At 72.6% G+C, this 11,308-nt stretch carries 13 protein-coding genes; 9 read left to right on the forward strand and 4 right to left on the reverse strand.

Annotation, left to right across the window (positions count from 1 at the left end; genetic code table 11):
- Nucleotides 1-6: 6 nt before the first annotated feature.
- Together JKV81_RS15430 and JKV81_RS15435 are read left to right on the forward strand one after the other, a co-directional pair.
- A complete protein-coding gene (locus JKV81_RS15430) occupies nucleotides 7-969 on the forward strand; it encodes an ATP-binding cassette domain-containing protein (RefSeq protein ID WP_202076394.1) in 963 nt (320 codons plus the stop codon).
- On the forward strand, nucleotides 966-1,751 hold the full coding sequence (locus tag JKV81_RS15435; protein WP_202076395.1) for an ABC transporter permease: 786 nt from the start codon (nucleotides 966-968) through the stop codon (nucleotides 1,749-1,751). The genes JKV81_RS15430 and JKV81_RS15435 overlap by 4 nt, the downstream gene beginning before the upstream one ends.
- A gap of 13 nt (nucleotides 1,752-1,764) precedes the next feature.
- On the opposite strand, the gene JKV81_RS15440 is transcribed toward JKV81_RS15435, so the two are convergent.
- Complete coding sequence (locus JKV81_RS15440; RefSeq protein ID WP_129264184.1) at nucleotides 1,765-2,205, reverse strand: glutaredoxin domain-containing protein; 441 nt, start codon at nucleotides 2,203-2,205, stop codon at nucleotides 1,765-1,767.
- A gap of 45 nt (nucleotides 2,206-2,250) precedes the next feature.
- On the reverse strand, nucleotides 2,251-3,387 hold the full coding sequence (locus JKV81_RS15445; protein WP_129264186.1) for a winged helix DNA-binding domain-containing protein: 1,137 nt from the start codon (nucleotides 3,385-3,387) through the stop codon (nucleotides 2,251-2,253).
- 106 nt (nucleotides 3,388-3,493) lie between these two features.
- Between JKV81_RS15445 and JKV81_RS15450 the strand changes: the two genes are divergently transcribed.
- The 4 genes from JKV81_RS15450 (at nucleotide 3,494) to JKV81_RS15465 (ending at nucleotide 6,112) form a co-directional block, all read left to right on the forward strand.
- Complete coding sequence (locus JKV81_RS15450; RefSeq protein ID WP_202076396.1) at nucleotides 3,494-3,844, forward strand: hypothetical protein; 351 nt, start codon at nucleotides 3,494-3,496, stop codon at nucleotides 3,842-3,844.
- A 78-nt stretch (nucleotides 3,845-3,922) separates the two neighbouring features.
- Nucleotides 3,923-4,333 carry an SRPBCC family protein gene (locus JKV81_RS15455; RefSeq protein WP_129264190.1) on the forward strand — a complete coding sequence of 137 codons (411 nt, stop codon included), beginning with the start codon at nucleotides 3,923-3,925 and terminating at the stop codon, nucleotides 4,331-4,333.
- Nucleotides 4,334-4,526: 193 nt separating this feature from the next.
- On the forward strand, nucleotides 4,527-4,934 hold the full coding sequence (locus JKV81_RS15460) for a YciI family protein (RefSeq protein WP_202076397.1): 408 nt from the start codon (nucleotides 4,527-4,529) through the stop codon (nucleotides 4,932-4,934).
- An 11-nt stretch (nucleotides 4,935-4,945) separates the two neighbouring features.
- On the forward strand, nucleotides 4,946-6,112 hold the full coding sequence (locus JKV81_RS15465; RefSeq protein WP_202076407.1) for an RNA polymerase sigma factor: 1,167 nt from the start codon (nucleotides 4,946-4,948) through the stop codon (nucleotides 6,110-6,112).
- Here the strand turns inward: JKV81_RS15465 and JKV81_RS15470 are convergent.
- Nucleotides 6,095-7,414: a hypothetical protein gene (locus tag JKV81_RS15470; protein ID WP_202076398.1), complete on the reverse strand. Its 1,320-nt coding sequence runs from the start codon at nucleotides 7,412-7,414 to the stop codon at nucleotides 6,095-6,097. The genes JKV81_RS15465 and JKV81_RS15470 overlap by 18 nt on opposite strands.
- Before the next feature lie 178 nt (nucleotides 7,415-7,592).
- Here JKV81_RS15470 and JKV81_RS15475 point away from each other — a divergent pair, with 178 nt between their 5' ends.
- From JKV81_RS15475 to JKV81_RS15485, 3 genes are read left to right on the forward strand one after another with little or no spacing between them, the layout of a single operon-like run.
- Nucleotides 7,593-8,429 carry a CPBP family intramembrane glutamic endopeptidase gene (locus JKV81_RS15475; protein WP_202076399.1) on the forward strand — a complete coding sequence of 279 codons (837 nt, stop codon included), beginning with the start codon at nucleotides 7,593-7,595 and terminating at the stop codon, nucleotides 8,427-8,429.
- Complete coding sequence (locus JKV81_RS15480; RefSeq protein ID WP_129264198.1) at nucleotides 8,426-9,574, forward strand: sensor histidine kinase; 1,149 nt, start codon at nucleotides 8,426-8,428, stop codon at nucleotides 9,572-9,574. The genes JKV81_RS15475 and JKV81_RS15480 overlap by 4 nt, the downstream gene beginning before the upstream one ends.
- Nucleotides 9,571-10,230 (forward strand): response regulator, encoded by a 660-nt coding sequence (locus JKV81_RS15485; protein ID WP_129264200.1) that lies wholly within the window; start codon nucleotides 9,571-9,573, stop codon nucleotides 10,228-10,230. The genes JKV81_RS15480 and JKV81_RS15485 overlap by 4 nt, the downstream gene beginning before the upstream one ends.
- A gap of 9 nt (nucleotides 10,231-10,239) precedes the next feature.
- On the opposite strand, the gene hemB is transcribed toward JKV81_RS15485, so the two are convergent.
- Nucleotides 10,240-11,235: a porphobilinogen synthase gene (gene hemB / locus JKV81_RS15490; protein WP_202076400.1), complete on the reverse strand. Its 996-nt coding sequence runs from the start codon at nucleotides 11,233-11,235 to the stop codon at nucleotides 10,240-10,242.
- Nucleotides 11,236-11,308 lie beyond the last annotated feature (73 nt).

Consider the following 11,308-nt stretch of genomic DNA (forward strand, 5'->3'; position numbering starts at 1 on the left):
TCCCTCATGACCGACCTGGCCATCGCGGCGTACGGACTGCGCAAGTCCTACGGCGACAAGACCGTGCTCGACGGGGTCGACCTGGCCGTCCCCGCGGGGACGATCTACGCACTGCTCGGCCCGAACGGCGCCGGCAAGACCACCGCCGTGAAGATCCTCTCCACCCTCATCACCGCAGGACCGGGCACCGGCGACATCCGCGTCGGCGGCCACGACCTGGCCACCGACCCCCAGGCGGTGCGCGCCGCGATCGGCGTCACCGGACAGTTCTCCGCCGTCGACGGCCTGATCACCGGCGAGGAGAACATGCTCCTCATGGCGGACCTGCACCACCTCTCCCGGAGCGAGGGGCGGCGCACCACCGCCGAACTGCTGGAGCGCTTCGACCTGGCCGAGGCCGCGAAGAAGCCCACCTCCACCTACTCCGGCGGCATGAAGCGGCGCCTGGACATCGCCATGACCCTGGTCGGCGGCCCGAGGATCATCTTCCTCGACGAGCCGACCACCGGCCTCGACCCCCGCAGCCGTCACACCATGTGGGGCATCATCCGCGAACTCGTCTCCGACGGCGTCACCGTCCTCCTCACCACCCAGTACCTGGAGGAGGCCGACGAACTCGCCGACCGTATCGGCGTACTGCACAACGGCACGATCGCCGCCGAGGGGAGCGCCGACGAGCTGAAGCGGCTCGTCCCCGGCGGACACGTCCGGCTCCGCTTCACCGACCCGGCCGCGTACCGCAGCGCCGTCTCCGCCCTGCGCGACGTCACGGGCGACGACGAGGCGCTGTCCCTGCAGATCCCCAGCGACGGCAGCCAGCGCGCTCTGCGCTCCGTCCTCGACCGGCTGGACTCGGCCGGCGTCGAGGCGGACGAGCTGACCGTGCACACCCCCGACCTCGACGACGTCTTCTTCGCCCTGACCAGCAGCGCCGACATCCCCGACCAGCCCAAGGAGGCCGTCCGATGAGCTCCCTCTCCCTCGCCGTACGCGACTCGTCCACGATGCTGCGGCGCAATCTGCTGCATGCCCGGCGCTACCCGTCCATGACCCTGAACCTGCTGCTCACCCCGGTGATGCTGCTGCTGCTCTTCGTCTACATCTTCGGCGACACCATGAGCGCGGGCATCGGCGGCGGGGACCGCTCCGCCTACATCGCCTACCTCGTCCCCGGCATCCTGCTGATGACCATCGGCTCCACCATGGTCGGCACCGCGGTGTCCGTCTCGGGCGACATGACCGAGGGCATCATGGCCCGCTTCCGCACCATGGCCATCCACCGCGGTTCGGTGCTCTTCGGACATGTCGCGGGGAGCGTCCTCCAGGCGGTCATCAGCGTCGTACTCGTGGGCGCCGTGGGTGTCGCCATGGGGTTCCGCTCCACCGACGCGACCGCCCTGGAGTGGATCGCGGCCTTCGGGCTGCTGGCGCTGGTCGCCCTGGCGTTCACCTGGATCGCGGTCGGGATGGGCATGGCCAGCCCCAACGCCGAGGCGGCCAGCAACAACGCCCTGCCGCTGATCCTCCTGCCGCTGATCTCCAGCGCGTTCACCCCGATCGACTCGATGCCCGGCTGGTTCCAGCCGATCGCCGAGTACCAGCCCTTCACCCCCGCCATCGAAACGCTGCGCGGACTCCTCCTCGGCACCGGGATCGGCAACAGCGGGTGGATCACCATCGCCTGGTGCCTGGGTCTCACCGTCCTCGGCCACCGCTGGTCGAAGGCCCAGTTCGACCGCGACCCGAGGTGACCCGGGCCGCCCTTCAGCTCCTGGAGGAGCCGAGCTGTTCACGCACCCACGCATGACCAGGATTGACGTGCGGCCGGCCGTCCACGAAGACGGTCGGCACCGTCTCGTTCCCGCCGTTGACCTCGCGCACCACCGCCGCCCCGGCCGGGTCACGCCAGATGTCGACCCAGTACAGCCGGCGGGCGCTGCGGCCCAGCCGGATACGCAGCCGTATGCAGAACTTGCACCCCGGCCGCCAGTAGACGACCGGCCGCCCGTCGGCCGCGCTGCGGCTCCGGGCCTCCAGCGCACCGATGGACCGCGGGAAGATCAAGGGCGAGTTCACGCCCGCGAGCAGCACGAACACCAGCAGGAAGGCCACGGCCCGGCCGGGACTCCCCTGCGCGAGCTGCCCGGCCGCGACGACCGCACCGCAGAACACCAGCAGGGACGGCAGTATCCACGCGCGCATCATGGTCACGCAGGCTACCCGGAGACCGCCCGCTCAAGAACGCCTCGCTCAGGGGCTCTTGACGATCACACGCTCCGCAGCGGGTATCCCCTTGGCCCACCAGTGCCCGTAGCGCCCGTAGACCTCCGGATCACGGCCGGCGAGCAGCGTGGACAGCTTCTCCGCCTCCTCGGTCAGCCCCTGCCACGCCGCCTTCCCGAGCTCGTGGAAGGCGGTCAGTTCGAGCCCGCCCCCGGCCGGGCGCCACACCCCGGCGACCCGCCCGTCCACGAGCAGGCAGGGCAGCACATCACCGTTGCGGCGGACGACCAGCGGCCGGTACTCCTCCGGCACGACCCGCCCGGCCCCGGCATGGGACAGCAGCGTGCTGTCCCACATCGGCAGAAGCCGGGGCGGAGCCGGGGTGTCCTCAGGGGGCACGGTGGCGTCCGCCAGGTCGTACAGGACGGCACGGCCGGGGCCCGCCACCCGCACCACCGGGCCGTCGAGCTCGCTCAGCGCCTGGGTGATCGGCGGGCGGTCCAGCATGGTGAACCGGGCGAAGTCCTGCGCCGACGCCGGCCCGAACGCCCCGAGATAGGCGAGCAGCAGCCGCCGCACCCCGGCAGCCGCCTCCTCCCGCCGAACGGCCGTGGGCGCGGCGAGATAGCTGTTGCGCTGCGCGAAGGACCACGGTCCACCGGCCGGCGCGTGGTGCACGGGCGCGTACGTGCGCAGCGCCCACCACACCCGGCGCGCGTGCTCCCCGAACCGCCCCGCGAGCTCGCTCTCGACCTCGGCGCCGGTACGCGGCCGCTTCAGGAACCCGGCGAGCTCCGGGAGCAGCGCGTCCGCTTGGGCGTCCGTCAGCCCGGTCGCGGTGAAGCGGCGGTCGTACAGCCGCGACGACCGCAACCGGGCCACCATGGCCGCGTGGTACGGCGCGTAGTCCTCGGCATGGACGGCGTGCAGGGTGATCCGCATGAGGGACGCCTTCACGACCCGGCGCTCCGCGAACGCCGCGTCGAGATCCTCGGGCACGAAGTCCCGCACCCGGTTCCACAGCGCCAGGTACGGCGACGCCGGTGACTGCGCCTGAAGAGCACAGACCCGGCGCACCGCCTCCGCCACATCGAGACGCCGGCGCTCCAGCAGGAGCTGACGGTCCAGAGTGGCCAGGAGGAGCCGTCGGTCGGTGAGAGTCATGGCCCGGGATTATGCCCGCGGCGGCCGTGGCGGGCATCCCCGTTCCCCGGACGTCTGAGTACGAGCGCTCATGTGCGGCCCTGCTCCGCCGCGTTGACTCGTACGCATGCCGGAAGACCTCCAGAACCCCCGCACTCCGCACGCCTGGGCCGGGCCGCTGATCTCCACGCTCGTGACCCTGCCCGCGGCGGCGCTCGCGCTGTTCTTCGGCGGGCTGTCCCCCATGGCGTGCGACTCCTGCAACGGCGCACAGGCTGACGGCTTCACCGACTCCTTCAACGCGGCGTGGGCCGTCCTCTGCACCGGTCTCGTGCTCTCCCTCGTCGTCCTCGTGGCCGGCTGGGCCCTGCCCTGGCGCCGACGGCACGCCGCCGCCCGGGTGCTCCTCTGCGTGGCCGCGCCCACCGTCGTCTGCGTCGCCGTCGTGGCGTTCACCGCTCTCGTCGACTGGCCCTGACCCCCCGGGCACCCCGGCGGCCCTCCGGTGTCCGATCCGTCCAAGACGGCGGCCCGGGAGCCGGTTAACTTCGGTGCCATGACCACCTCCGGAACCAGCACCGTCCACGTCACCGTCCACATCGACCGCCCCGCCGACGCGGTCTACGCCTACGCCTCGGACCCGGCCCACCTGCCCGCGTGGGCGGCGGGGCTGAGCGCGTCGATCGAGGAGAGCGGCGACGGGCGGTGGATCGCCGACTCCCCCATGGGGCGGGTCGTGGTCGACTTCGCGCCCAGGAACGACTTCGGCGTGCTCGACCACCACGTCACCCTCCCGACGGGCGAGACCGTCCACAACCCGGTACGGGTGATCGCCGACGGCACCGGCTGCGAGGTCGTGTTCACCCTGCGCCGCAGGCCGGGCATGAGCGCCGAGGAGTTCCGGCGCGACGCGGACGCGGTGGCCGCCGACCTCGCCACGCTCAAGCAGCTCACGGAACGGGCCTGACGCCCCGGCCCGATCGCCCGCGTGCCACGGCGTGGGCCCGGACGCCCCGGGGACGGCTCGCCTACGCTCCTCCACGAAAGCCGAATCCAGGAAAGCCGAAAAAACATCGGCCGCCGATGTCGAGAACCGGTGACCCGCTCCGTCCCCGTAGTGAACGCGACCACGACGGGTCGCACCGGCGAGGAGGAACACGATGGCGAAGTACCTGCTGCTGAAGCACTACCGAGGCGCCCCGGCGGCGGTCAACGACGTCCCCATGGACCGGTGGACGCCGGAGGAGATCTCGGCCCACATGAAGTACATGAACGACTTCGCGGCCCGGCTGGAGAAGACGGGCGAGTTCGTCGACGGCCAGGCGCTCGCCCCCGAGGGAGAGTGGGTCCGTTACGACGGCGAGGGGCGCCCGCCGGTCACCGACGGACCGTTCGCCGAGACCAAGGACCTGATCGCCGGCTGGATGATCATCGACGTCGACACGAAGGAGCGCGCCGTGGCGCTGGCCGGGGAGCTGTCGGCCGCCCCCGGGGCGGGCGGTGAGCCGATCCACGAGTGGCTGGAAGTGCGCCCCTTCCTGACCGAGCCGCCCACCATCACGGAGTGACCACCCCACCGATGGACGAGGCCCTGCTCAGAAGCCTCACGCCCGGTGTACTCACCGTCCTCGTCCGCCGCGGAGCAGACTTCGCGGCGGCCGAGGACGCCGTACAGGACGCGCTCGTCGAGGCGCTCCGCGTCTGGCCGGACGGCCGGCCACGGGACGCCAGGGGCTGGCTGGTCACCGTGGCCTGGCGCAAGTTCCTCGACGCGACGCGCGCCGACACCGCGCGCCGCGGGCGTGAGGGCCGCGTCGAGGAGGAGCCCGCCCCCGGACCCGCGCCCGGCGTGGACGACACACTCCAGCTCTACTTCCTGTGCGCCCACCCGTCACTCACCCCGGCGTCGGCGGTCGCGCTCACCCTGCGCGCCGTCGGCGGGCTGACCACCCGCCAGATCGCGCAGGCCTATCTGGTGCCCGAGGCGACCATGGCGCAGCGCATCAGCCGGGCCAAGCGCACCGTCTCCGGCGTACGCCTGGACCGGCCCGGCGACGTCGCCACCGTGCTGCGCGTCCTCTACCTCGTCTTCAACGAGGGCTACTCCGGCGACGTCGACCTCGCCGCCGAGGCCATCCGGCTCACCCGGCAGCTCGCGGCCCGCATCGACCACCCCGAGGTGGCCGGGCTGCTCGCCCTCATGCTGCTCCACCACGCCCGGCGGGCGGCCCGTACGGCCTTCGACGGCAGCCTGGTGCCGCTCGCCGAGCAGGACCGCGGCCGGTGGGACACCGCGGCGATCGCCGAGGGCATCGGGATCCTTCAGGCGGCCCTCGCCCGCGACCGGCTCGGCGAGTTCCAGGCGCAGGCCGCCATCGCCGCCCTCCACGCCGACGCCCCCACCGCCGAGGAGACCGACTGGGTGCAGATCGTCGAGTGGTACGACGAACTGGTCCGCCTCACCGACAGCCCCGTCGTCCGCCTCAACCGCGCGGTGGCCGTCGGCCAGGCCGACGGACCGCAGGCCGGCCTGGCCGCCCTCGCGGACCTGGACGCCGCACTGCCCCGCCACACCGCCGTGGCGGCGTACCTCCACGAGCGCGCCGGAGACCTGACGAAGGCGGCACAGCTGTACGCCGAGGCGGCCCACAAGGCTCCCGACCTCGCCGAACGCGCCCACCTGACCCGCCAGGCCGCCCGGCTCAACGCCCGTCGGCACCCCCGCCACTCACCCCCCGAAGCGTGAACTGGCCACCGGGCCCGACGACCGCAGCCCCGCCCGGTCGCCCCGGAGCCAGGTGCCCCGCACGGCCGCGACGAAGTCCGTGAGCTTCTCGACGGGGTCGGCGGGCGTCTCCCCGTCCCCTCCGTCCGGCGTCGGGTCGGCGCCCACGATGTCGGCGGCGATCTCCGCCTCCGGCCGCCCGTCGGCCTCCCCGCGCTCCGCTCCGCCGTCGTCACCGAGCCGAAGGATCTCCCCCCACGGGGCCACGACCGACTGGTGGAGCAGCGTGACGCTGTCGGCGGCGACGGCGGGCGGGTCGGTCCAGCAGCTCGCGTGCTCGTGCAGCACCTGGCCCGGCACACGGCGCAGGAGCTGCGCGATCACGTCGGGTCCCTCCTCGTGGCACGCGGTGTCGTCGAGGTCGTACGCGATGACGACGGTGTCCTCCCGTCCCTCCTCGAAGCGCAGCGCGGGCAGGCCCAGCACCTCGGCTGCCGCCAGGCCCAGGATCCTGCTCCCCCGGTCCGGCAGCAGGGACACCGAGCGCGGCCGCACCCCGGCGGCCGCCAGCACCGCCTGGAGCCGCAACAGGCCCTGCAGGCACTGGTCGTGGGAGTCCTGGAACCAGGCGTACCGGCCGGTCATCCCCGCGTCGTAACCGTGCGGGGACAGTGTGCCCAGCACGGTGCCGCCCATGACGTACTGCCAGCCACGCAGGTCCGAGTGGTCCAGCGGGCTCGCCGGCCCGGCGGACGCGGCACGCTCCAGGACACGGTTCTGCCGGTCCCGTGCGCCGAGCCAGACGTCGTCGGCAGGGGCGCCCAGACGTGCGTGGTGACGGCGGGCCAGTTCCAGGTCGCCCGCCAGGACGGCGTTGAAGACCAGGAGGTAGCGGTCGGGCCAGTCACCGAGGCCGTCCTCGTGGGCGAGCAGGGCCTCGACGGCATCGCGGTGCCGGCCCTCGCGCTCGTACGCGGAGACCAGTTCACGCAGCAGGCCGACGGAGTCCGGCGCCAGGCGCAGGGCCTCCCGCAGCGCCGGTATCGCCAGGTAGGACACACCGCGCTCGACGCACGCGTACCCGTAGTCGTACAGCGGGCGCACCCGGTCGGGGTGCGCCGCCAGTGCCGCGGCGGCCTTGCGCAGGTCGTCGAACCCGGCCGACTCCGCGGCCCGGCCCACCACCGCCGCCACCTCCCCCAGCGGCGCCGCGGGCGCACGCCTCAGCTCCAGGAGCGCACCGGGGACATCACCCCCGTCGAGGCGCTCCCAGGCCGCGGCCAGGTCGGGGGATCGGGGACGGCGATTCCTGCGCGAGAACATGCGGGCGATCCTCGCCGCAACCGGGCGTGTCCTCAACCGAATTGATCTCCCCGCACGGTCTGTCCCCCACGCGAGCTACACGCAGGTGTCCACCGTGAGGTGACGATCCGCGGGCGCCCGCTCCGTAGCGTTCGAGACGCCGCGGCACCCCGGTCGCGGAACCGTCGAAGGAGCGTTCATGAGGTTCGTCCTGCAACTGTTGGCCGTGGTGGCGGTCTCCGCGATCGGCGGCCAGACCGTCGCAGCCGTGGAGGGCAGCCCCTGGCTCCAGCTCTTCCTGGGGCTCCTGACCGCCGTGCTCGCCGTACTCGTCTACGGATGGGTGGTGCGGAGAACCGAGCACCGCCCGTCCACCGAGGTGGCCCGCGAGGGCGCCGGGGCCGCGATCGGCCGGGGGCTGCTGATCGGCTTCGCGATGTTCGGCGCGGTCATCACGAACATCGCCGTCAACGCGCACTACGAGATCAACGGCCTGGGCTCGGTCAGCGGTGCCTTCGGGCTGCTCGGCTTCATGGCGGCCGCCGCCGTGACCGAGGAAGTCCTGTACCGCGGCGTCCTGTTCCGGATCATCGAGGAACGCACCGGCACCTGGATCGCGCTGGCCCTGACCTCGGTGGTGTTCGGCGCCTCGCACCTGCTGAACCCCGACGCCTCCCTGTGGGGCGCCATCGCCATCGCGATCGAGGCCGGCGGCATGCTCGCCGCCGCCTACGCCGCGACCCGCAACCTGTGGGTCCCCATCGGCCTGCACTTCGGCTGGAACTTCGCGGCGGCCGGCATCTTCAGCACCGAGGTCTCCGGCAACGACACCCCGCCGGGGCTCCTGGACACCGCCACCTCCGGCCCGACCTGGGTCACCGGCGGCGCCTTCGGCCCCGAAGGGAGCGTCTACACCGTGCTGTTCGGCGTACTGATCACGCTCGGCTTCCTGTGGCTGGCCCACCGGCGCGGCAACCTCGTACCCCGCCGCAGCCGCGCCGAGCGGACCGCGGCCCCCACTACACTTCCCCGGTGACCGGACTTCGGCGGATCCAGGACCTGTGGCGCCGCTCGGGCGCCCGGGTCTGGTACGTACCGCTCGCCCTGGGACTGTTCGGCGCCTCGCTGGTCTACCACAGCAACGGGACGGACGTCGGCGGCCTGCCCAACCGCCCCTTCGACGCCCTGGCCGTCGTGGCGATCGCCCTCCAGAGCCTCCCGCTCGCCGGACGCCGGCGGTGGCCGGTCCTCTGCTTCGCCCTGGTCTCGGCCGGCTTCGCACTCGACCAGCTCCGCGGCTACCACACGCTCGCGGGCATCGCCCTGCCCATCGGCCTGATCAGCGTGGCCGCCCAGCTGGAACACCACCGGCGCACCACCGCGATCGCCCTCACCGCCGCGTACGTCCCGCTGGCCGTCGCGCTCGACGCGATCGGCCCGGGCGAACCGCCCAGCGAGTACGTGATGTTCTACGTCGCGGTGGCCCTCGCCTGGGGCGTGGGAACCTGGCTCCGCACCACCCGCGCCGCGGAGGCCGAACGCCGCCGCCGCGTCGCCGAGGACACCCGCACCGCCGAGCGGGCCCGCATCGCCCGCGAACTCCACGACGTCGTCACCCACCATGTGACGGCGATGGTCGTACAGGCCGAGGCCGCCCGCTATCTGACCGCCGCACCCGACCGCCTCGACCAGAGCCTGACGGCCGTCACCGACACCGGCCGACGGGCCATCACCGACCTGCGGCACCTGCTCAACCTGCTCAACCCCGACCACGGCACCAAGGCCACCCCGCCGCCCGTCGGCAGGCTCCTCACCCTCGTCGAACAGACCCGGCGGGCCGGACAGCCCGTGGAGTTCACCGAGGAGGGCACCCCCGCCGAATCCACCGGAAGCGCCGACCTCGTCGCCTACCGGGTGGTCCAGGAATCCCTGACGAACGCCCTCAAGTACGCTCACGGCAGCGCCACTTCGGTCCGCGTACGCCACTGCGACGAGGAGATCACCGTGGAGGTGAGCACGGACCGCACCGGCTCGAAGGTCCCGCTCACCGGCGGGAGCGGACGGGGCCTCGCCGGCCTCCGCGAGCGCGTCGACGTCCTGGGCGGCGACTTCCACGCCGGCCGGCTGCCGGACGGCGGCTTCACCGTCCGGGTCCGCATACCTGCCAGGAGTCCTTCGTGACCGACCCGATCCGCGTCCTGATCTGCGACGACCAGGTGCTGATCCGCACCGGCCTCTCGACGATCATCGACGCCCAGCCCGACCTCGAAGTGGCGGGCGAATGCGGGGACGGGCGGACCGCGGTCGACCTCGCCCGGAAACTGCGCCCGGACGTCGTGGTGATGGACATCCGCATGCCGGTCCTCGACGGCATAGCCGCCACCCGCCTGCTCGCAGGCGCCGGAGTGGAACACCCCGTCAAGGTCCTCGTGGTGACGACGTTCAACCTGGACGAGTACGTCTACGAGGCGCTGCGCGCCGGCGCCAGCGGCTTCCTCCTCAAGGACGCGCCCCCGGACCGGCTGCTCCACGGCATCAGGACCGTGGCCGCCGGCGCCGCCCTGCTGGACCCCGAGGTGACACGCCAGCTGGTGGGCCGGTACGCCGCCCGGATCCGGCCCACCGACGACAACGGCCCCGACATCCCGCTGACGCCGCGCGAACTGGAGGTCCTGCGTCTCATCGCCGACGGCCTCTCCAACAACGAGATCGCCGCGTCCCTCGTGATCAGCCGGGAGACGGTCAAGACCTTCGTCTCCCGCATCCTCACCAAGCTCGGCCTCCGCGACCGCGTCCAGGCGGTGGTCTACGCCTACCGCCAGGGCCTGGTGTCCTGAGGGCGCCGGTCAGCGCGACAACTTCTGCGCGACCTCCGTCGCCCAGTACGTCAGGATCATCCGCGCGCCCGCGCGCCGGATGCCCGTCAGGCTCTCCAGGATCGCCGCGTCCCGGTCGATCCAGCCCTTCTCCGCGGCCGCCTCGATCATCGCGTACTCGCCGCTGATCTGGTACGCCGCGACCGGCACGTCCACCGCGTCGGCGACCTTGGCGAGGACGTCCAGGTAGGGGCCGGCCGGCTTGACCATGACCATGTCGGCGCCCTCCTCCAGGTCCAGCGCCAGCTCGCGCAGCGACTCCCGGATGTTCGCCGGGTCCTGCTGGTACGTCTTGCGGTCGCCCTGCAACGAGGAACCCACCGCCTCACGGAACGGCCCGTAGAAGGCGGAGGAGTACTTCACGGTGTAGGCGAGGATCGACACGTCCTCGTGACCGGTCTGGTCCAGCGCGTCCCGGATCACCCCGACCTGGCCGTCCATCATCCCGCTCGGCCCCACCACATGGGCGCCCGCGTCGGCCTGGACCTGGGCCATCTCCGCGTACCGCTCCAGGGTGGCGTCGTTGTCGACGCGGCCGTCCCCGGTCAGCACACCGCAGTGGCCGTGGTCGGTGAACTCGTCCAGGCACAGGTCGGACATGACGATCAGGTCGTCGCCCACCTCTTCCCGGACCGCGCGCAGCGCGACCTGGAGAATGCCGTCCGGGTCGGTCCCCGCCGTGCCCCGGCCGTCCTTCTTCTCGTCCAGCGGCACACCGAAGAGCATGATCCCGGAGACCCCGGCCGCGACCGCGTCGACGGCGGCCTTCCGCAGCGTGTCCAGGGTGTGCTGCTGCACGCCCGGCATGGCCGAGATGGCGACCGGGGCGTCGATGCCCTCGCGCACGAACGCGGGCAGGATCAGGTTCGCCGGGTCGAGCCGGGTCTCGGCGACCATGCGCCGCATGACGGGGGTCGTCCGCAGTCGGCGGGGGCGCGAACCGGGGAAGTTTCCGTAATCGGTCATCCTTCGAGACTAGACCCGCACACATCACCGGTTTACCGACACCCGAGCCGGAAAAACAGCCGGAAAACGGGCC

This window comes from Streptomyces silvae (genome assembly GCF_016745505.1).
In the GTDB taxonomy this organism is placed as follows: domain Bacteria; phylum Actinomycetota; class Actinomycetes; order Streptomycetales; family Streptomycetaceae; genus Streptomyces; species Streptomyces silvae.